This window comes from Streptomyces sp. Ag109_O5-1 (assembly GCF_003814875.1).
GTDB classification, from domain to species: Bacteria; Actinomycetota; Actinomycetes; order Streptomycetales; family Streptomycetaceae; genus Streptomyces; species Streptomyces sasae.
In genome coordinates, this window is record NZ_RKQF01000001.1 from 3,698,566 (window position 1) to 3,719,533 (window position 20,968).

Annotated in this window: 14 protein-coding genes and 2 pseudogenes; 3 read left to right on the forward strand and 13 right to left on the reverse strand. The window is 70.5% G+C overall.

The window, feature by feature from the left end; translation table 11 throughout:
• Positions 1 to 72: 72 nt before the first annotated feature.
• A complete protein-coding gene (locus EDD90_RS16710; RefSeq protein WP_123973784.1) occupies positions 73 to 2,913 on the forward strand; it encodes a glycoside hydrolase family 3 protein in 2,841 nt (946 codons plus the stop codon).
• Positions 2,914 to 3,003: 90 nt separating this feature from the next.
• Here the strand turns inward: EDD90_RS16710 and EDD90_RS16715 are convergent, their stop codons facing one another.
• From EDD90_RS16715 to EDD90_RS16725, 3 genes are all read right to left on the reverse strand, one after another.
• Positions 3,004 to 4,452 (reverse strand): aldehyde dehydrogenase family protein, encoded by a 1,449-nt coding sequence (locus tag EDD90_RS16715; RefSeq protein ID WP_123973785.1) that lies wholly within the window; start codon positions 4,450 to 4,452, stop codon positions 3,004 to 3,006.
• A 142-nt stretch (positions 4,453 to 4,594) separates the two neighbouring features.
• The gene (locus tag EDD90_RS16720) at positions 4,595 to 6,163 is read right to left on the reverse strand and encodes a PucR family transcriptional regulator (RefSeq protein ID WP_123973786.1); all 1,569 of its coding nucleotides are present in this window, start codon (positions 6,161 to 6,163) and stop codon (positions 4,595 to 4,597) included.
• A 94-nt stretch (positions 6,164 to 6,257) separates the two neighbouring features.
• Positions 6,258 to 8,417 carry an ATP-binding protein gene (locus EDD90_RS16725; protein ID WP_123973787.1) on the reverse strand — a complete coding sequence of 720 codons (2,160 nt, stop codon included), beginning with the start codon at positions 8,415 to 8,417 and terminating at the stop codon, positions 6,258 to 6,260.
• Positions 8,418 to 8,753: 336 nt separating this feature from the next.
• Here EDD90_RS16725 and gabT point away from each other — a divergent pair, with 336 nt between their 5' ends.
• Both gabT and EDD90_RS16735 read left to right on the forward strand, forming a co-directional pair.
• The gene (gabT, locus tag EDD90_RS16730; protein ID WP_123973788.1) at positions 8,754 to 10,088 is read left to right on the forward strand and encodes a 4-aminobutyrate--2-oxoglutarate transaminase; all 1,335 of its coding nucleotides are present in this window, start codon (positions 8,754 to 8,756) and stop codon (positions 10,086 to 10,088) included.
• A 222-nt stretch (positions 10,089 to 10,310) separates the two neighbouring features.
• Positions 10,311 to 11,159, forward strand: coding sequence for a phosphatase PAP2 family protein (locus EDD90_RS16735; RefSeq protein ID WP_260327897.1), 849 nt, complete (start codon positions 10,311 to 10,313; stop codon positions 11,157 to 11,159).
• On the opposite strand, the pseudogene EDD90_RS16740 reads toward EDD90_RS16735, so the two are convergent.
• The 10 genes and pseudogenes from EDD90_RS16740 to EDD90_RS16785 form a co-directional block, all read right to left on the reverse strand.
• Positions 11,098 to 11,421, reverse strand: a pseudogene (locus EDD90_RS16740) (chitinase); the annotation flags it as partial. The gene EDD90_RS16735 and the pseudogene EDD90_RS16740 overlap by 62 nt on opposite strands.
• Positions 11,394 to 12,707, reverse strand: a complete 1,314-nt coding sequence (locus EDD90_RS16745; protein ID WP_123973790.1) for an RNA-guided endonuclease TnpB family protein — start codon at positions 12,705 to 12,707, stop codon at positions 11,394 to 11,396. The pseudogene EDD90_RS16740 and the gene EDD90_RS16745, both read right to left, overlap by 28 nt.
• Before the next feature lie 75 nt (positions 12,708 to 12,782).
• A pseudogene (locus tag EDD90_RS16750) lies at positions 12,783 to 12,984 on the reverse strand (chitinase); the annotation flags it as partial.
• 227 nt (positions 12,985 to 13,211) lie between these two features.
• Complete coding sequence (locus tag EDD90_RS16755; RefSeq protein ID WP_123973791.1) at positions 13,212 to 13,643, reverse strand: hypothetical protein; 432 nt, start codon at positions 13,641 to 13,643, stop codon at positions 13,212 to 13,214.
• A 125-nt stretch (positions 13,644 to 13,768) separates the two neighbouring features.
• Positions 13,769 to 15,196, reverse strand: coding sequence for an FAD-binding oxidoreductase (locus EDD90_RS16760; protein ID WP_123973792.1), 1,428 nt, complete (start codon positions 15,194 to 15,196; stop codon positions 13,769 to 13,771).
• A 32-nt stretch (positions 15,197 to 15,228) separates the two neighbouring features.
• Entirely contained in the window at positions 15,229 to 16,029 is an 801-nt protein-coding gene (locus tag EDD90_RS16765) for an ABC transporter permease (protein WP_123973793.1), read from the reverse strand.
• Entirely contained in the window at positions 16,030 to 16,956 is a 927-nt protein-coding gene (locus EDD90_RS16770) for an ABC transporter permease (protein ID WP_123973794.1), read from the reverse strand. It abuts the gene before it with no gap.
• A complete protein-coding gene (locus tag EDD90_RS16775; RefSeq protein ID WP_123973795.1) occupies positions 16,956 to 18,101 on the reverse strand; it encodes an ABC transporter ATP-binding protein in 1,146 nt (381 codons plus the stop codon). Before EDD90_RS16775 ends, EDD90_RS16770 begins: the two co-directional genes overlap by 1 nt.
• 7 nt (positions 18,102 to 18,108) lie before the next feature.
• Positions 18,109 to 19,344 carry a spermidine/putrescine ABC transporter substrate-binding protein gene (locus EDD90_RS16780; RefSeq protein WP_123973796.1) on the reverse strand — a complete coding sequence of 412 codons (1,236 nt, stop codon included), beginning with the start codon at positions 19,342 to 19,344 and terminating at the stop codon, positions 18,109 to 18,111.
• Between the two features lie 52 nt (positions 19,345 to 19,396).
• The gene (locus tag EDD90_RS16785) at positions 19,397 to 20,932 is read right to left on the reverse strand and encodes a gamma-aminobutyraldehyde dehydrogenase (RefSeq protein WP_123973797.1); all 1,536 of its coding nucleotides are present in this window, start codon (positions 20,930 to 20,932) and stop codon (positions 19,397 to 19,399) included.
• Positions 20,933 to 20,968: the final 36 nt, after the last annotated feature.

The window sequence follows — 20,968 nt, forward strand, 5'->3', positions numbered from 1 at the left end:
CCACCCCTGCGTCGAATGAGCATCGAAGCGCTTCGAAAGCTCCTCGCCGCTCCATCTCAAGGGGAACCGCACGTGACCGCACAAACGCCGCCTACGCCGCCTTTCCGCGATGCGCACCTGCCGTTCGCGAAGCGCATCGACGACCTGCTGGCACGGCTCACCCTGGACGAGAAGGTCTCCTTCCTGCACCAGTTCGCGCCCGCCGTCGAGCGTCTGGGCATCGCGGCCTTCCGCACCGGCCAGGAGGCCCTGCACGGGGTGGCCTGGATGGGCCCGGCGACGGTGTTCCCGCAGGCGGTGGGACTCGGCGCGACCTGGAACACCGAGCTCGTACGACGGGTCGGGGAGGCCGTGTCCAAGGAGGTCCGGGCGATGCGCGCCCGCGACGACCGGGTCGGCCTCAACGTCTGGGCCCCCACGGTGAACCTGCTGCGCCACCCGCTCTGGGGCCGTAACGAGGAGGGCTACTCCGAGGACCCGAAGCTGACCTCCGCCATCGCGACCGCCTACACCCGTGGCCTGCGCGGCGACCACCCGGTGTACTGGCGCACGGCTCCCGTGCTGAAGCACTGGCTGGCCCACAACAACGAGACGGACCGGGCCACTTCCTCCTCCTCGGTCCGCCCGCGCGTGCTGCACGAATACGACCTGCGCGCCTTCAAGGAGACCGTGGAGGCGGGTGCGGTGGCCGGGGTGATGCCCGCCTACAACCTGGTCAACGGCCGCCCCAACCACGTCTCCCCGTACCTGCGCGAGCAGCTGCGCACCTGGACCGAGGAGGACCTGCTGGTCTGCTCGGACGCCGGCGCGCCCTCCAACCTGGTCGACCACGAGCACTACTTCGACATCCACGAGGAAGCGACGGCGGCCGCCCTCCTCGCCGGCGTCGACAGCTTCACCGACCACGGCACGGACGGCTCGCAGATCGTCGCGCGGGTCAAGGGGGCCCTGGAGCGGGGCCTGTTGACGGAGGCCGACGTCGACACGGCGGTCCGCCGCCAGCTCTCGGTCCGGTTCCGCCTCGGCGAGTTCGACCCGCACTACGACCCGCACCTGAGCACCACGGAGTTCGACACCCCGGCGCACCGCGCCCTCGCCCAGGAGGCCGCGGAACAGGCCGTGGTACTCCTCAAGAACGACGACGACCTGCTGCCGCTCGCGCCCGACACCCGGATCGCCGTGGTCGGTCTGCTTGCCGACGAGTGCAAGCTCGACTGGTACAGCGGCACCCTGATCCACCGCTCCACCCCGCTGGAGGGTCTGTACGAGCGGTTCGGCGCGGAGCGGGTGGAGTTCGCGGAGGGCGTGGACCGGGTCCGGCTGAAGCTCGCGGACGGTGCCTTCCTGCACGTACCGGCCGCCCCCGAGGCCACCGACGAGGTGCGCGGCGCGGAAGGCGCCCTGGATCCCGCCCTCCTCGCCGGCCGTACGGACCTGCCCCCGCTCACCACCGACCCGACGGGCACCGAATTCGCCCTCGTCGACTGGGGCGAGGGGGTGCTGACGCTGCGCGCCCCGGACGGCCGTTACCTCTCGGCCGCCGACGACGGCTTCGTCCGCGCCGCCGCGGACCAGCCCGGCGGCTGGGTCGTCCAGGAGACGTTCCGCCTGGAACCCCACGACAACGGTCACCTCCTCCGGCATCTCGGCACGGGTCGCCACGTCTCTGTCGCCGCCGACGGTGTGAGGGTTGCCGCCGAAAACGCTTCCATCTTCGAACTGATCATCGTCGAACGGGGTACGGACGCCGTCGCCAGGGTCGCCGCCGCGGCCGACGCGGTCCTGGTGGTCGCGGGCAACGACCCGCACATCAACGGCCGCGAGACCGAGGACCGTACGACCCTCGCGCTGCCCCCGCAGCAGGAGCGGCTGCTGCGGGCGGCCCGCGCCGCGAACCCGAGGACCGTGCTGGCGCTGACGTCGGCCTACCCCTACGCGGTGGACGTGGCCCGCCTCCCGGCCGTGCTCTGGACGGCCCACGGCGGCCAGGCGGCCGGCACCGCCCTCGCCCGTGTCCTCGCCGGTGACGTCTCCCCCGCGGGCCGCCTCCCGCAGACCTGGTACGCGGCCGACGCCGACCTTCCCGACCTTCTCGACTACGACATCCTGGGCGCCCGCCAGACCTACCTCTACTTCGAGGGCACCCCGCTCTTCCCGTTCGGCCACGGGCTGTCCTACGCGTCCTTCTCCTACGCGGACCTGACGACCGAGGTGACGGACGGGACGCTCCGTGTCACCTTCACGGTCGCCAACACCGGCGATGTGGCGGCGGACGAGGTCGCCCAGCTCTACACCCGGGCCGTCGAACCGTCGTCGATCCGCCCGCGCCGGGAACTCCTCGCCCACCGCCGCCTCACCCTGGCCCCCGGCGAACGGACCGGGGTGGCCTTCGAAGTACCGCTCTCCGCCTTCGAGTTCTGGGATGTGGCACACGGCCGACGGCGCCTGGAGCACGGTCCGTACGACGTACTGGTCGGTGCGTCCAGCGAGGACGTCCGCCTGCGTACGACGCTGGTCCTGGACGGCGAGCAGGCGACACCGCGGCCTGCCGCCGAACGCGGCCTGGAGGCGGCGGACTTCGACGAGCAGTCGAACATCGCGATCGTGGACCGTACGAGGACGGAGGGCGACGCGGTCACGCCGCAGGGCGACGGCTCCGGTGAACTCGTCTACCGGGACTGCGACTTGGGCCGGGGAGTGACGGAGGTGACCGCCCGGGTGTCAGGCACGGGCACGCTGGAACTCACCCTGGACGGCGGCCCGTCACTGGCGGAGCTGAAACTCACGGACCCGACGCCGGACGCATACACGTACACCTCGCTGACGGCCCCCCTCGCCACCGAGGGCGTCCACGACGTCCACCTCAGACTGCGCGGCCCCCTACGGCTCGCGCACGTCGACTTCTCCGGTTGAGGGTCCGGAGCGGTCGGCACGGAGAACGGCCGCAGCCCCCGCACAGCGGGCTGCGGCCGTTCTCTTTCTCTCCGGTCTGTCCGTGGCAGGTCAGAGGGCGAGGCCCGTGAGGACCAGGACTCGTTCGTAGGTGTAGTCGTCCATCGCGAACTTGACGCCCTCGCGGCCGACGCCGGACTGCTTGGCGCCGCCGTACGGCATCTGGTCGGCGCGGTAGGAGGGGACGTCGCCGACGACCACGCCGCCGACCTCCAGCGCGCGGTGGGCGCGGAAGGCGGCCTGGAGGTCGTGGGTGAACACGCCCGCCTGGAGGCCGTACTTGGAGTCGTTGACGGCGGCGAAGGCCTCGGCCTCGCCGTTCACCTTCTGCACGGTGAGGACGGGTCCGAAGATCTCCTCGCACGCGACGTTGGTGCCGGCCGGGACGTCGGTGAGGACGGTCGGCGCGAAGGTGGCTCCGTCGCGGTCGCCGCCGGTGACCAGCGTGGCGCCGGCCTCGATGGCCTCCTTCACCCAGGCTTCGACGCGCTCGGCGGCGGCCTCGCTGACCAGCGGGCCGACGTCGGTGTTGTCGTCGGCGGGGTTGCCGGTGACCTGGGCCTCGACGGCGGCGACGATGCGCGGGAGGAGGCGGTCGTAGACGGACGCGTCGGCGATGACCCGCTGCACCGAGATGCAGGACTGGCCGCCCTGGTAGTTCGAGAAGGTCGCGATGCGGGTCGCGGCCCAGTCGAGGTCGGCGTCGGAGGAGTAGTCGCCGAGGACTACGGCCGCGCCGTTGCCGCCGAGCTCCAGGGTGCAGTGCTTGCGGGGCACCGAGTCCATGATCGAGTAGCCGACCTTCTCGGAACCGGTGAAGGAGATGACCGGGAGGCGCTCGTCCTGGACGAGAGCGGTCATCTTGTCGTTGGCGACCGGGAGGACCGACCAGGAGCCGACGGGGAGACCGGTGGTCTCGGCGAGCAGGTCGCCGATGATCAGGCCGGAGAGCGGGGTCGCGGGAGCCGGCTTGAGGATGATCGGCACGCCGGCGGCGATGGCCGGGGCGATCTTGTGGGCGCAGAGGTTGAGGGGGAAGTTGAACGGCGCGATGCCGAGGACGACGCCCTTCGGGAAGCGGCGGGTCAGCGCGAGGCGACCCTGGCCGCCGAGGTCGGTGTCGAGGCGCTGGGCCTCACCGCTGTTGAAGCGGCGGGCCTCCTCGGCCGCGAACCGGAAGACGGAGACGGCACGGCCGACCTCGCCGCGGGCCCACTTGATGGGCTTGCCGTTCTCGGCGGAGATCAGCCGGGCTATCTCCTCGGTGCGCTCGACGAGGCGCCGGCTGACGTGGTCGAGGGCGGCGGCGCGGACATGGGCCGGGGTGGCGGCGAACTCGTCCCGTACGGCGTACGCGGCGGCGACGGCTTCCTCGACCTGGGCGTCGGTCGGTACGCCGACCTTGCCGACGAGACGGCCGTCCCACGGACTGGTGACGTCGAAGGTGTCCTCGCTGGTGACCTGGCGGCCGGCGAGCCAGAAGGCGTGCGTGGAGGTCATGAGGATCCCGGCCTTTCCGCGTATGGGATGTGCACTTGGCTTTCGCTGTCCACGGTAGGCGTGGCAGCGGGAAGCAGCGTTTGTCCGGGGTGTAGTGGTGGGGGGCGCAGCCACGCCGGTTTGGCGCAGTGACGGAGCGGTCTCACTCCGTCGACGTCGCCTTCAGGGCCAGCCAGAGTTCCATCCGGACGTCCGGGTCGTCCAGGGAGCGGCCCAGGATCTCCTCCACCCTGCGCATCCGGTAGCGGAGCGTGTGGCGGTGGACGCCCAGGTCGGCCGCCGCGGCGTCCCACTGGCCGTGCCGGGACAGCCACGCCCTGAGGGAGGCCACCAGGTCTCCCCGGCCCGTGGCGTCGTGCTCGTACAGGGCTCGCAGCAGACCGTCGGCGAACGCCTTCACCGCGTCGTCGGCCAGCAGGGGAAGCACCGACCCCGACGCCAGCTGCTCGTGCTCCACCAGAACCCGTCCCCGCCGCCGGGCCACGGACTGTGCCTGCTCGGCCTGCTTGTAGGCGGCGGCCGCGGCGATCGGGCCGGACGGGGCGGAGAGACCCACGACCGGTTCGTCGTCCTCCCCGCCGCCCTGCTCCGCCGTCCCCGCCCGCGCAGCCTCCCGCGCCGCCGCGTAGTCCAGGCACGCCGTCACCGCCGCACCCCCGTCCGCGGCCAGCACCACCAGCCGCTCCCCCTCCGGCACCACCAGCACGGCCTCCCCGGCACGCGCCGCCGCCGACTCCACCGCCTCCGCGAGCCCGGCCAGCCGTTCGCCGCCCGCGTCCGCGACGATCACCCGGAACGGGGCGTCGAGCAGCCCGCCGTACAGGTCCCCGGCGACCCCTCGCGCATGGTCCGGCTGCCCGGCGAGCAGCATACGCAGCACCGCCGCCCCGACCCGCTGCTCGGCCGCGTGGAGGGAGCGGGAGCGTTCCGTCGTGAGGGTCAGCAGCGCGATGGCCGAATGGACGGCGTAGCGCTCCGCCGTGCCGAGGGCCGCCGCCGTGCCGACCGCGAGGGCCGCGCGCGGTCGCCGGCCGGTCCCGAGCGAGTGCAGTTCCACCCGGTCCTCGTTGTCCGGGCCGCCGACCACCGAGGACGCCGGCGCCGGGCGCTCCCGCAGCCGTTCCACCTCCGCCGTCAGACGGGCCGCCCTGCGGCCCGCCCACTCCGGTGCCGTGGCCACCACCGCGCCCGACGCGTCGTACAGCGCCGCCCAGCCGTCCACCTGCGCGGCGAGCGCGGCCAGCAGGCCCTCCGGGCCGGCGTTCAGCGCCTGCCTGGTGAGTTCGCGCTGGGCGGCGAAGCCCGCCGTGACGGCGCGGTACTGGTCGGCCGCGATGGCCGCCGAGACCGCCTTGCTGATGGCGAGGAAGGGGGTGCGGCGGGGCACCTCCAGCAGGGGCAGGCCCTCCTGTTCCGCCGCGTCGACGAGGGCCTTGGGGATCTCGTCGTAGTTGACCCCGACGGCGAAGCCGAGGCCCACCACACCGGCTCCCACCAGCCGTTTCACATAGCGCCGCATCACCTCCGGATCCTCCGCGTCGAGCTTCAGCGCGGTGATCAGGAGCAGTTCCCCGCCCTCCATGTACGGCACCGGGTCGGCGAGTTCGCTGACATGGGCCCAGCGCACGGGCACGTCGAGGCGGTCCTCGCCCGCGCGCACGGTCAGTTTGAGCGCGGAGTGGTGGACGAGCGAGGCGAGCGTCGGAGGCATGGGGCCGATCTTCTCTTCACAGGGACTTTGGCCGTCTCGTATGAACGGCCTCTATCGATTCTGCCTCACTGTACGGTCCTGTCGAGCGGCCTGTTCAGACCCGCGGACCGCCCCTCAGATCCACCAGCAGCGGTGGCGCGTGTTCTCCCTTGACGGTGGTCAGGGAGAGGACCGCATGGCCCGCCGGGACCCCGTGCGCCAGCTCGGAGGCCGACCAGCGCTCCCGCTCGACCTGCCGGACGGTGACCGCGCGGGCGGTGGGCGCCTTGCCGGTGATGACCCGGCGGACGACGGTGAACGCCTTGCCCGCGGGGGTCTCCGCGATGATCTGGCGGTCGGTGACGTCCCGGGCCTCGGTCCACTCCTTGCCCCAGACCTCGGCGAAGTCCTGGCCGTCCCAGGGGGTCAGACCGGAGAAGGCCATCCTGCAGCCGGTGGCGCCCAGCAGGGGGCCGCGGAGCGGGCGGGGTACGTCGTCCAGGGTGCGCAGGGTCAGCGCCACGCCCCCGTTGGCCGAGCGCAGCCGCTGTACGGCACGGACCGCCTCCGGTGTGACCACGCCCGTCGCGTCGTCCAGGAGCAGACAGGCAAAGAGCGAGCGGTCGTCCCGTACCGTCACGCTCGCCGTGAACTGGGCGAGCACCAGGCGGGCCAGGATGCGGGAGGCGTCCGCGTGGCCGCGCTCGGGCAGGTCGATGCGGACCCGGACCGGGTGGTCGAGGGCCTTGAGGGAGAAGGGGCGGGACTGGCCGGAGGTGTCGAAGAAACCGGCGAAGGCCGGGCGGTCGAGGAGGGCGATGCGGTCGGCCAGGACCGCGCCGACGTCCCCGGGGTGGCCCATCTGCCGTTCCCGGGCGTCGAGTTCGCGCAGCAGGGACTCGTGTCCGGTGGCCGTGAGCGCCTTGCGGAGCGCGGCCAGCGGGCCGGCGGCGCCGTCGAGGAGCTGGCGGAGTTCGGGGACGGAGGGGAAGCGGCCGTGGACCGCCTTGAACGGGCCGAGCAGCTGGGCGAGGACGGTGGTGGAGCGGCGGCTGTCGCTGCCGGGGTGCGGGTCGGCGAGGTCGCCGACAAGGGCCTCGGCGAGTATGGCGGCGGCCTCGTCGGGGTCGGTGGTGCCGCCGTACAGGTCGAGGTCGTAGACCGACTCGGGGTGGGCGATGCGGACGACGACGTCGTAGGAGTCGGCGGGTCCGAGCCCGGCGCCGGCCGCCCCGACGACGACCACGGAGGCGCGGCCGGCGAGCGCGTGCAGGCACAGCGACTCGGCGAGCGGGCGGACCAGTGCGCCGGTCTTGCCGGAGCCGGCCGGGCCGACGGCGAGCAGGGAGGTGCCGAGCAGCTCGGGGCCGAGGGCGAGGCCGGCGCCCCGGTAGTGGTAGGGGTTGCGGGGGTCGTCGACCGTCGTACCGAGCCGGACCTGGCCGGTGACCAGGTCGTGCGGGGCGTGCCGGGCGGGCAGGTCACGCTCGCCCGATGGGTGCAGACAGGCGGCGGCGCCGTCGCTGAGCACCGCACTTGTGAAGGTGGCCATGCTGTGCCGGCCGCTGCGCACGCCCTGCCAGGCGCGGGCGATCCGGGCGTGGTCCACGTCCCGCATCAGCCCGGTCCGCGCCTCGGCGGCGAGCCGGTCGGCGGCCTCGGCGGCCCCGGCCTGACGGAGGTAGAGGAACTCGGCGGGGTCCTGCTCGGGCGCGGGCGGCCGTTCGGCGGCGGGGGCGGCCTGGGCCCAGGCGGGCGGGCCGTAGCGGCGCCAGACCTCGCCCCAGCGGCCGAGGCGGCCGACGACGAGCATGATCGCGAGGGCGATCAGGCTGTAGTAGCCGTACCAGAGGAAGGCGTTGCCGACGGCGTTGTCGCTGTGCCGCCAGGAGTCCGGGGTGAACAGGTCCAGGGGGACGACCCACCAGCCGCCCAGGTAGCCGTTCCACAGCAGCGACCAGACCAGCCAGCCGACCAGGAACGCGATCAGCGCGCCGCTGAGCAGCTGCCGGGCCGGGATCCGCTCGGGCTCCTGCTCCGGCCGCGGTTTGTACCGGAACCGCCACACCCCGGGCGCCGCCTCCGGCCTGGGCGCCCGCAGCCAGCTGAGAAAGGCCGAGCCGTCCGGCAGCGGAGGCACGGCCGGCGGTGCCGTCGGCCGCGGCGGCACCGCGGCGGCCTCGGTCGGCGTACCGCCCGTGTCCTGCGGCCCCGCCGGACGCGGCACAGGATTCGCCTGCGTGCCCCGCGCGTCCCGCGTCCCGTCGCTGTCCATCGCTCTCGCTCCCTGACCAGCCGTTCCGTCCACCGTCAGCGGCCAATCTAATGCCCCCACAAGGGGAGTTCACCGCTTACGCGGCCGAGGATCCTTCCGGTCCGGCCGCGGCCCCGCCGTCCGCGCCATGTCCGCCACGGACAACGTCACCTGTCCACTGCGGACAACGTCACTCTCCGACAACGCCCACATGGAGCATGCCCACCTCCCACGCCCGGCCCTAGCCTGCGAAGAAAGAAGGAAAGCGTCCGAAAACGCACCACCGGAGTCACCCGGGAGAACACTCGGTACGCAGCCCGGAACGCGCCGGTTCGCACGATTCATCAGGGAGCCCCCATGACCGCACTTCCGCAGGAGCGCCGCGTCGTCACCGCCATCCCCGGCCCCAAGTCGCAGGAGCTGCAGACCCGCCGTCTCGCCGCGGTCGCGCAGGGCGTCGGTTCCGTGCTGCCGGTGTTCACCGCCCGCGCGGGCGGCGGCATCATCGAGGACGTCGACGGCAACCGTCTGATCGACTTCGGTTCCGGTATCGCCGTGACCTCCGTGGGTGCCTCCGCCGAGGCCGTCGTACGCCGGGCGAGCGCCCAGCTGGCCGACTTCACCCACACCTGTTTCATGGTCACCCCGTACGAGGGCTACGTGGAGGTCGCCGAGGCGCTCGCCGAGCTGACCCCCGGTGACCACGCCAAGAAGAGCGCCCTGTTCAACTCCGGTGCCGAGGCCGTCGAGAACGCCGTCAAGATCGCGCGTGCGTACACCAAGCGGCAGGCCGTGGTCGTCTTCGACCACGGTTACCACGGCCGGACCAACCTGACGATGGCGCTCACCGCCAAGAACATGCCGTACAAGCACGGCTTCGGACCCTTCGCCCCCGAGGTCTACCGCGTCCCGGTCGCCTACGGCTACCGCTGGCCGACCGGTGCCGAGAACGCCGGCCCCGAGGCCGCCAAGCAGGCCATCGACCAGATGTCCAAGCAGGTCGGCGCGGACAACATCGCCGCGATCATCATCGAGCCGGTGCTCGGCGAGGGCGGCTTCATCGAGCCGGCCAAGGGCTTCCTGCCGGCGATCAGCCAGTTCGCCAAGGACAACGGCATCGTCTTCGTCGCGGACGAGATCCAGTCCGGGTTCTGCCGTACGGGCCAGTGGTTCGCCTGCGAGGACGAGGGCATCGTCCCCGACCTGATCACCACCGCCAAGGGCATCGCGGGCGGTCTGCCGCTCGCCGCCGTCACCGGCCGCGCCGAGATCATGGATGCCGCGCACGCCGGCGGCCTGGGCGGCACCTACGGCGGCAACCCGGTCGCCTGCGCCGGTGCGCTCGGCGCCATCGAGACCATGAAGGAGCTCGACCTCAACGCCAAGGCGAAGGCCATCGAGGCGATCATGAAGCCGCGCCTCACCGCCATGGCCGAGAAGTTCGACGTCATCGGTGACGTCCGCGGCCGCGGCGCGATGATCGCCATCGAGCTGGTCAAGGACCGTACGACGAAGGAGCCCAACCCTGAGGCGACCGCCGCCCTCGCCAAGGCCTGCCACCAGGAGGGCCTGCTGGTCCTGACCTGTGGCACCTACGGCAACGTGCTGCGGTTCCTGCCCCCGCTGGTCATCGGCGAGGACCTCCTCAACGAGGGCCTGGACATCATCGAGCAGGCCTTCGCCCGGATCTGAGCCACAGGCTTCTCGCAGCCGGCTCAAAGGCTGTCGAACCCCTGTGCCACCGCTGCCCCACCCCTCCCACCTGGCGTGATGCGAGGGGCTGGGGCGGCCTCCGTCAGGCCGTGTGAAGAAGGTGTGCGGGGTGGATGACGGGACGCGATTCTGCCTGTCGCGGCACCCGCCCCTGCCGTAGGTTTTATCCAGATGAGAGATACACCCCGCCCACAGGGGACTGTGGGCGATTTCAGGCCGGGGCCTCCCCAGCTTCGACCTGGTCGTGCCCTCGCGCACACAACCGGGGCCTCCGGCTCCGGATCTCCTCACCGATCGGACGGTCGCCCGCCCCAAACCCCCCGGGGCGCGCGGCGTTCCGATCCGGACGGCCGCCTCGGAACCACCCCCCCTGTTCCGGGGCGGCCGACCTCCTTCCTTCTCTTTCCCCTCCTGGGACTCCTGGGCCTGCCGGCCCTCCTCTTCGCGCTGATCACCTGGCAGGTCGTGGCCCATGGCCCGCTGCTCCGTCTGGACAGCCGTCTGAGCAGCGCACTCGTCCATCCGGACCGGTTCTCCTCCGGCCTCTCCGACCTCGGGAACGTACAGGTCGCGATCCCGGTCCTGGTGGCCGCCATCGGCTACGTCGCCTGGCGGGGCCGTGCCACCGGTACAGACCGCTGGTGGCTGCCGCCCACGGCCGCCGCCGTGCTGATGGCCCTGGTCCCCGCGATCATCGTGCCGCTCAAGGACTGGACCGCCCGCCCGGGAACCCCGGTGGTGCCCCCGGCGATCGGTTACTTCCCGTCCGGCCACACGGCGACGGCCGCGATCGCGTACGGCTCCGCGACCCTGATCCTCCTCCCCTGGCTGACCTCGGTGAAGGTCCGCCGGATCGCCGTCGTAATCTGCGCGGCCCTGATCCTGGGCGTCTCCTACGGCCTGGTCCGGCGGGGCTGGCACTGGCCGCTGGACGTGGTGGCCAGCTGGTGCCTGGCCACCGTCCTGCTGACGGCACTGCGACTGCTGCTCACCCGAAGTACGCGTCGAAGTTCCTCTGGAACTCCCAGTTCGAGTACCGGTCCCAGTTGACCGACCAGGTCATCAGGCCGCGCAGCGCCGGCCAGGTGCCGTGCGTGCCGTACGACCCGCAGTTCGTCTTCTTCGTCAGACAGTCCAGGGCCTTGGTGACCTCGGACGGGGCCACATAGCCGTTGCCCGCGTTGGTCGACGCCGGCAAGCCGATCGCCACCTGGTCGGGTCGCAGCGGCGGGAAGACGTTGTCGGCGTCACCCGCCACCGGGAAGCCGGTCAGCAGCATGTCGGTCATGGCGATTTGACATCCTCCCCCTCCTGAAAGAGAGGGATTCCAACCCAGGCGGGTTGAGGTTCACGGGCGCTCGAACGGCTGATGGCCGCAGTCACCCCTCCGGCACCGGCTGTCCGCCGGGGGCGAGGGATCCCGCCCTGTCCTGCCGCGACGTTCATACTTGCGTTCTCATCCGCGTTGCAGGTGAACCCGCAGGACACGCAGACGAAGTCGGCTTGGCTCTTGCGCGACTTCTTCTCGATCCACCCGCAGGCACTGCACCGCAGACTAGTGAAAGCTGCGGGCACATCCTCGACCCGCCCCGGAGCCTTCTGCTCCGTGCGCCGCCTCAACAGGCCCCACCCCTGAGCGAGAACGGCCCTGTTCAGTCCGGCCTTCTGCCGAACGTTGCTGCCAGGCTGCTCAACAGTCCCCCTCGCCGAGCGAGTCATATTCTTGATGTTCAGTTTCTCGAACCGCACCAGACCGTACGACCCGGCGAGCATCGTGCTGGTCTTCTCACACCAGTCCTTGCGCCGGTCGGCCTCGCGCGCCTTCAACCGGGCAGCCTTCGCGTACTCAGCAGTCTTGACGTCACTGCCCTTCGGGGCTCGGGCGGCACGCCGCTGGTACTTGCGGATTTGCGCGCGCTCCTTGACCGTGAGCTGTGGGCAGTTCAGCTTTCGGCCGTCGGACAGAGCGGCCGTGATGGTCACACCCCGGTCGATGCCGATGACCTCGCTCGTCGTCGGCGCGGCGACCGGTTCGGGTATTGCGGCGAACGCAACGTGCCACTGTCCGTTACGGAAGGTGACCCGGAACGTCTTCGCCGCGGGCAGTTCGGCACGGGTGAGGCGGAAACGCACCCAGCCACAGCCAGGTACCTTAACCCGCGCCCACCGCCGGTTCAGCCTCTGTACCACGACTGAGCGTCCCATGACCTGCTTGCCCCTGGCGTTCAACTTCGGGCTGCCGTCCGGTTCGAACTCCGGGACACGGTCAGTACCGACGCCCCTGAAGCCCTCGTGCACATGCTTCCTGCGCCAAGTCGGCTCACCGAATGCCGAGGTGAAGCGCGCGTTCTTGGCTGCGGCGAAGTCCCTCAGAGCCTGCTGCTGCACATCCACGTTCCCCGTACCGAGCCACGCGTTTTCACGCCGGGCCTCAGTCAGTTGACGGCACTGCTCCGCCAAACCTGGCGCGGATCTGCGCCCGGGGCGCCAGTGCGCGTGCTGCTCGACCGCCAGGTTCCACACGTACCGGGCGTGCGCGCAGTGCAGCAGCATCTGCTGCTCCTGTACGGGCGTCGGGTACAGCCGGAAACGGGACATGTCGCGAACCTAGCTACCCCATTCCCCGCCCGCGCACGTCTTCGATCAACATCACCCACGAGAGTGACCGACACGTCCTGCCGGCCGGGGTCGCCTGCAGCGCGGAACCTCCGCTGTGCACGGGTGAGTTCACCGTCGTACCGCTGCCCGCCGTACAACTCCAGCCGGAGAGACCGGACTCGAAGCCACCGTTGACGGCGAGGTCCGCGTCGGCCGCACGGGCGGCCGACGAGAGCGCGGTGATACCGGGTACGGCCAGCAGCAAGGCCGTGAGCATGGTGAGGACAGGTCTCGCGCGAACCACAAGGACCTCCGGGCGTGGGGGAATTGGAGGGTGGGGCCGCCCTCAATTTGGTCCAGACCAATCCACTTGTCAAGGCCACGGCAAGGATCTGACGGACAGCCACTGCAGCACCCCGCCAGGGGCGCGGGGCTCTGCGCGACCAGCCACGACGAGGCCGCAGCCGACCGACGACCCACACACAAACGGCGCCTGGTCGTCAGTCAACCCGCAGCCGCTTCATGCATGGCCAGTTCCAACAGCGCCGGATCCGTCAGCGTCCCCGACCCGTCCGGCGCCACCAGCCACCGCATCCCCCGGCTCGCCCGCCCGGGATACGGCACGACGATCCAGGTCCCGGCCCCCGTCGTGCGGATCCCCGTGCCGAGCCACCGCGCAGCCGTTCCGGGCGGCACGAAGAAACCCACCCGGTTGTCCCCGAAGTCGACCAGGACGGGCCCTGGTTGGTCGAGGACGCGGGTGAGCACGTCGAGGGCGGGATAGCCGAGTTCGCCCGGCAGGATCAGCACGTCCCAGGCCCTGCCCACGGGCAGCAGCGCGACCCCCAGCGGGTTGCGCTCCCATTCCCGGCGGCAGGACTCGGGATCCGGCGCCACGGATGCCAGCCACTCGACCGCCGTCTTCGCCCCAGTCATCAGAGGACCTCCCCGGCTCACATGTGGACGCGGGTTTCGCGCCACGGGGAGAGAGGGAGGTCCTCCGCGAGCATTACGCGGCTTTCGGTAGGCTTTTGAAGTGACCTGGGTCACATGTCAGAAGGTCAGCTGTCGAAGCCCAGTCCCAGCCGGTCCATCGCCCTGAGCCACAGGTTCCGGTGCCCGCCATGCGCGTCCGCGCGGGCCAGCGACCACTTGGTGAGGGCGATGCCCGTCCAGGCGAACGGCTCGGGCGGGAAGGGCAACGGTTTCTTGCGGACCATCTCCAGGCGGGTGCGCTCGGTCTCCTCCCCCGACAGCAGGTCCAGCATCACGTCGGCGCCGAATCGCGTCGCGCCGACACCGAGGCCGGTGTAGCCCGCCGCGTACGCCACCTTCCCCTGGTGCGCGGCGCCGAAGAACGCCGAGAAACGGGCGCAGGTGTCGATCGCGCCGCCCCAGGCGTGCGTGAAGCGGACGCCCTCCAGCTGCGGGAAGCAGGTGAAGAAGTGCCCGGCGAGCTTGGCGTAGGTCTCCGGGCGGTCGTCGTACTCACGGCGGACCCGGCCGCCGTAGTGGTGGATCGCGTCGTAGCCGCCCCAGAGGATGCGGTTGTCGGCGGAGAGGCGGAAGTAGTGGAACTGGTTGGCGGAGTCGCCGAGGCCCTGCCGGTTCTTCCAGCCGATCGCGCCGAGCTGCTCGGCGGTGAGCGGCTCGGTCATCAGGGCGTAGTCGTAGACCGGCACGGTGTAGGCGCGGACCCGCTTGAGCAGGTTCGGGAAGATGTTGGTGCAGAGCGCGACCCGGCGGGCGCGGACCGAGCCGTACGGGGTGCGTACGGCCATGCCGGCGCCGTACGCCTTCAGGTCGAGGGCGGGCGTGTGCTCGTACACGCGGACGCCGAGCGCGAGGCAGGCCTGCTTGAGGCCCCAGGCGAGCCTGGCCGGGTTGAGCATGGCCACGCCCCGCCGGTCCCACAGGCCGGCCTCGAAGGTGGGCGAGGCGACCTGCGCGCGCACCTCGTCGGCGTCGAGGAACTCGATGCCGTCCGCGAGGCCCTTCTGCTCCAGTTGCTTGTGCCAGTCGCGGAGTTCCCAGGCCTGGTAGGTCTCGGTGGCGACGTCGATCTCGCCGGTGCGCTCGAACTCGCAGTCGATGCCGTGCCGGGTGACGGCGGCCTCGATCTCGTCGAGGTTGCGCCGGCCCAGCTCCTGGAGTGTGTGGATCTCGTCGGGCCAGCGGGCGAGCCCGTTGGGCAGCCCGTGGGTGAGGGAGGCGGCGCAGAAGCCGCCGTTGCGGCCCGAGGCGGCCCAGCCCACCTCGTGGCCTTCCAGCAGGACCACATCGCGCCCGGGGTCGCGCTCCTTGGCGTTGAGCGCGGTCCACAGTCCGCTGTACCCGCCGCCGACGACCAGCAGGTCGCAGGTGTCGGCGCCGGTGAGCGCGGGCTCGGGGTGGGGCTTGCCGGGGTCTTCCAGCCAGTACGGCACCGGCTGTGCTTCGGAAAGTGACTTGGTCCAATCTGCCTGACGGCTCATGGCGCTTGGGGCCATGATTTTCAACTCCCTACAGAGTCAATCAGTGGTTATGCTTTTTGCCTGTTACGGCGGTTGTTGATGAGCATCGACGCCAGCACGAACAGTACGGCGACCAGGAACATGGCCGTACCGATGACGTTGATCTGGACGGGCGTACCGCGCTGTGCCGAACCCCAGACGAACATGGGGAAGGTGACGGTGGAGCCCGCGTTGAAATTGGTGATGATGAAATCGTCGAAGGAGAGCGCGAAGGACAGCAGCGCGCCCGCCGCGATTCCGGGGGCCGCGATAGGGAGGGTGACCCGGACGAACGTCTGCACCGGTCCGGCGTAGAGGTCCCGGGCCGCCTCCTCCAGACGCGGGTCCATCGACATCACACGCGCCTTGACCGCGGTGACGACGAAGCTGAGGCAGAACATGATGTGGGCGATCAGGATGGTGTAGAAGCCCAGCTGGGCGCCCATGTTGAGGAACAGGGTGAGCAGCGAGGCCGCCATCACGACCTCGGGCATGGCCATCGGCAGGAAGATCAGCGAGTTCACGGCACCGCGCGCCCGGAAGCGGTAGCGGACCAGCGCGAAGGCGATCATCGTGCCGAGGACGGTGGCCCCGATCGTCGCCAGGGCGGCGATCCGGAGGCTGATGGAGAGCGAGCCGCACATGTCGGCGACCCCGCACGGCTGTTTCCAGGCGTCGAGCGAGAACTGCTGCCATTCGTAGTTGAAGCGCCCCTTCGGTTTGTTGAAGGAGAACACCGTGACGATGACGTTCGGAAGCAGGAGATATCCGAGGGTCAGCAGTCCCGCGATGACGACGAGATTCTTCTTGAGCCAGTTGACGAAGGGCATTTAGACCAGATCCTCCGTCCCGGACCGGCGAATGTAGATCGTGACCATGGCGAGGATCGCGGCCATGAGGATGAAGGAGAGCGCGGCCGCCGTCGGGTAGTCCAGAATCCGCAGGAACTGCGTCTGGATCACGTTTCCGATCATGCGGGTGTCGGTCGAGCCGAGGAGTTCGGCGTTGACGTAGTCACCGGCCGCCGGGATGAAGGTCAGCAGCGTGCCGGAGACCACGCCCGGCATCGACAGCGGGAAGGTGACCTTGCGGAACGTCGTCCACGGCTTGGCGTACAGGTCGCCGGCCGCTTCGTGCAGCCGTCCGTCGATGCGCTCCAGCGAGGTGTAGAGCGGCAGGATCATGAACGGCAGGAAGTTGTACGTCAGACCGCACACCACCGCGAGCGGGGTCGCGAGCACCCGGTCGCCGGCCGTCCAGCCGAGGAAGTCGGTGAGGCTCAGGATGTGCAGCGAGTTCAGGACGTGCACGACCGGGCCGTTGTCGGCGAGGATCGTCTTCCAGGCCAGGGTGCGGATCAGGAAGCTGGTGAAGAACGGCGCGATCACCAGGATCATGATCAGGTTCCGCCAGCGCCCCGCGCGGAAGGCGATGAGGTAGGCCAGCGGGTAGCCGAGCAGCAGGCACAGGACCGTGGCCGCGGCCGCGTAGAAGACGGACCGCAGGAACTGCGGCCAGTACTCGCTCAGCGCGTCCCAGTAGGTCGCGAAGTGCCAGGTGACCTTGTAGCCCTCTTCCAGGGAGCCCGTCTGGACCGACGTGGACGCCTGGTAGATCATCGGCAGCGCGAAGAAGATGATCAGCCACAGGATGCCGGGCAGCAGCAGCCAGTACGGCGTGAACCGGCCGCGCTTCCGCGCCGGCTTCTTCTCGGGGGCCGGCGCCAGGGGCGGCGGCGCTTCCGTCAGCGTGGCCATCAGGCCGCCTCCTCCTCGGTGCCGGCGTCGATGTCCTGGGCGGCGTCGAGACCGAAGGTGTGGGCCGGGCTCCAGTGCAGGACGACGTCGGCGCCCGGGACGAGCCGTCCGTCGCGCTCGATGTTCTGCACGTACACCGCGAACTCGGGGCAGACCGCGCTGTCGATGACGTACTGCGTGGAGACGCCGATGAAACTGGCGTCCGCGACCTTGCCGGTGATCCGGTTGCGGCCCTCGGGGATGGAGCCCGCGTCGTCGGCGTGGGTGAGGGAGATCTTCTCGGGGCGGACCCCGACCAGCACCTTGCCGCCGGTCGTGGCGGGCGCCGAACATCGCGCCTCGGGCAGCACCAGCTTCCCGCCGCCGGCCTTGAGGATGATGTCGTCGCCGCTCTTCGTGTCGACCTCGGCCTCGATCAGGTTCGAGGTGCCGAGGAAGTTCGCCACGAAGGTCGTGTTCGGGTTCTCGTAGAGATCGGCGGGCGAGCCGAGCTGCTCCACGCGCCCGGCGTTCATCACGGCGACCGTGTCGGCCATGGTCATGGCCTCCTCCTGGTCGTGCGTGACATGGACGAAGGTGATGCCGACCTCGGTCTGGATCCGCTTGAGCTCCAGCTGCATCTGGCGGCGCAGCTTGAGGTCGAGGGCGCCGAGGGGCTCGTCGAGGAGCAGCACCTTGGGGTGGTTGATGAGCGCGCGGGCCACCGCGACCCGCTGCTGCTGGCCGCCGGAGAGCTGGTGCGGCTTCTTGCGCGCCTGCTCGCCGAGCTGGACCAGTTCCAGCATGTCCTCGACCTGCTTCTTCACGCTCTTGATGCCGCGCCGGCGCAGACCGAAGGCGACGTTCTCGAAGATGTCGAGGTGCGGGAAGAGGGCGTACGACTGGAAGACCGTGTTCACCGGCCTCTTGTACGGCGGCAGGTGGGTGACGTCCTGGTCGCCGAGGTGCACGGTGCCGGTGGTCGGCTCCTCCAGGCCCGCGATCATGCGCAGGGTGGTGGTCTTGCCGCAGCCCGAGGCACCGAGGAGGGCGAAGAAGGAGCCCTGCGGCACGGTCAGGTCCATCGGCTGTACGGCGGTGAAGCCGTTGTCGTAGGTCTTGCCGATGCCGGTGAGGCGGACGTCGCCGCTGCTGTCTGTCGTCATGGTGTCGTCACGCCCCTGTGAGCTTCGCGAACTTCTGCTGGTAGGCCGTCTCTTCCTTCGAGCTCAGGGAGCGGAAGGCACGGGACTTGGCCTGCATGGCCTTGTCGGGAACGATCAGCGGGTTGCTCGCCGCCGACTTGTCGATCTTGGCAAGGTAAGGCTGCACGTCCGCGACCGGACTGACGTAGTTGATGTAGGCGGCGAGTTCCGCGGCCTGCTCGGGCTCGTAGTAGTAGTCGATGAGCCGCTCGGCGTTCGTCTTGTGGCGCGCCTTGTTCGGGATCAGCATGTTGTCGGTCGACGTCATGTAGCCGCTGTCCGGGATGACGTAGGCGACATCCGGGTTGTCGGCCTGGAGCTGCACGATGTCGCCGCCCCAGGCGACACAGGCGGCCAGGTCGCCCTTGCTGAGGTCCGAGGTGTAGTCGTTGCCGGTGAAGCGGCGGATCTGCCCCTTGTCGACGGCCTTCTGCAGCCGCGCGATCACCGCGTCGTAGTTGTCGTCGGTGAACTTCGCCGGGTCGATGCCCATGTCGAGCATGGTCATGCCGACGGTGTCCCGCATCTCCGTGAGCAGGCCGACCCGGCCCTTGAGCGCGGGGTTGTCGAGCAGGTCGGAGACCGACTTCACCTCGACACCGTTCAGCGCCTTCTTGTTGAAGGCGACGACGGTCGAGATGCCCTGCCAGGGGTACGAGTAGGCGCGGCCCGGGTCCCAGTCGGGGCTGCGGAACTGCTCCGACAGGTTGGCGAAGGCGTGCGGCAGGTTGGACGCGTCCAGCTTCTGGACGTAGCCGAGCCGGATCATGCGGGCGGCCAGCCAGTCGGTGAGGACGATCAGGTCACGGCCGGTGTCCTGGCCGGCGGCGAGCTGCGGCTGGATCTTGCCGAAGAACTCGTCGTTGTCGTTGATGTCCTCGGTGTACTTGACCGTGATGCCGGTCCGCTTGCGGAACGCGTCCAGCGTGGGGTGGATCTTCCCGCTGTCGTCGACGTCGATGTACTCGGGCCAGTTGGAGAAGTTGACGACCCTCTCCTTGGCCGAGTGGTCGTCGGCGGAGACCCCGCCCTGGGACTTGCCGGCCGCGGGGATGCCGCAGGCGCTCAGCGCCCCGACGCCGCCCACCGCGAGCGCGCCGCCCAGGAACGACCGGCGGGCCAGGGCGGCCCGGCCGTTGCGGAGGCTGCGCCGCATGGCGGCCACTTCGACCGGGGTAGGGCGGTCGGGCTCGTACTGCCTCATGCGCTAGATGCCCTTTCGGGAAGATGGCCGTGATGAGCGGCCGAAGATCTGACTATCGGTCCCCGAAGATCGTGCGGTGCCAGTCCTTCCGCGCCACCGCCGTGTTGTCGAACATTACGTGCTTGACCTGGGTGTACTCCTCGAACGAGTACGCCGACATGTCCTTGCCGAAGCCGGACGCCTTGTAGCCGCCGTGCGGCATCTCGCTGATGATCGGGATGTGGTCGTTGACCCACACACAGCCCGCCTTGATCTCACGCGTCGCGCGGTTGGCCCGGTAGACGCCGCCGGTCCACGCGGAGGCGGCCAGACCGTAGGGCGTGTCGTTGGCCAGCCGGATGCCCTCATCATCACTGTCGAACGGGAGAACGACCAGCACCGGCCCGAAGATCTCGGACTGGACGATCTCGCTGTCCTGCGGCGCGTCGGCGACCAGGGTCGGCCGGTAGTACGCACCGCTCTTCAGCTCCCCTCCGGGAGCCTCGCCGCCGGTCACCACGCGCGCGTAGCCGCGCGCCCGCTCGACGAAGGCGGCGACCCGGTCCCGCTGGGTGTGCGAGATCAGCGGGCCGAGGTCGGTACCGGGAGCGAACGGGTCCCCCAGCCGCACGGTCTCCATCAGGGCGGCCGTCCGCTCGACGAAGGCGTCGTAGAGCGGCCGCTGCACGTACGCGCGCGTGGCGGCGGTGCAGTCCTGCCCGGTGTTGATCAGCGCGCCCGCGACGGCCCCGTTCACCGCGGCCTCCAGATCGGCGTCATCGAAGACCACGAACGGCGCCTTGCCGCCGAGCTCCAGATGCAGCCGCTTCACCGTCGCCGTCGCGATCTCGGCGACGCGCTTTCCCACCCCGGTGGAGCCGGTGAAGGACGTCATCGCCACGTCGGGATGCCCGACGAGATGCTCACCGGCCGCCTTCCCCGTCCCGGTGACGATGTTGATGACACCGTCGGGGATGCCGGCGTAGGTGGCGGCTTCGGCGAAGAGCAGCGAGGTGAGCGGGGTCAGCTCGGCCGGCTTGAGCACGATGGTGTTGCCGGCGGCGATGGCCGGGAGGATCTTCCAGGCGGCCATCTGGAGCGGATAGTTCCAGGGCGCGATGGAGCCGACGACGCCGATGGCCTCACGGCGGACGTACGAGGTGTGGTCGCCGGAGTACTCACCGGCCGCCTGCCCCTGCAGGTGCCGGGCGGCACCGGCGAAGAACGCGGTGTTGTCGATGGTCCCCGGCACATCGAACTCGCGCGTCAGCTTCAGCGGCTTGCCGCACTGGAGGGACTCGGCACGGGCGAATTCCTCGGCGCGGTCGGCGAGCACGGCGGCGAACCGGTGCAGCGCGTCGGACCGCTCGCCGGGGGTGGCCCCGGCCCAGCCCGGGAAGGCCGCGCGGGCCGCCGCTACGGCATCGTCGACGTCGTCGGTCCCGGCCAGCTCGTAGGGGTACACCTCCGCGCCGGTGGCCGGGTCGACCACGGCGTGCGTACGGCCGGACGTGCCCTTGGTGAGCCGCCCCCCGATGTACTGCGCGCCGCCCGCGAGCCGCTCCTGCGCGGGGAAGGTCTCCGGGGTGGCGGTGCCCGGCTTGTCCATGTCGCTTCTCCTCCGCCGTCACCCCGTCCCGAGAGG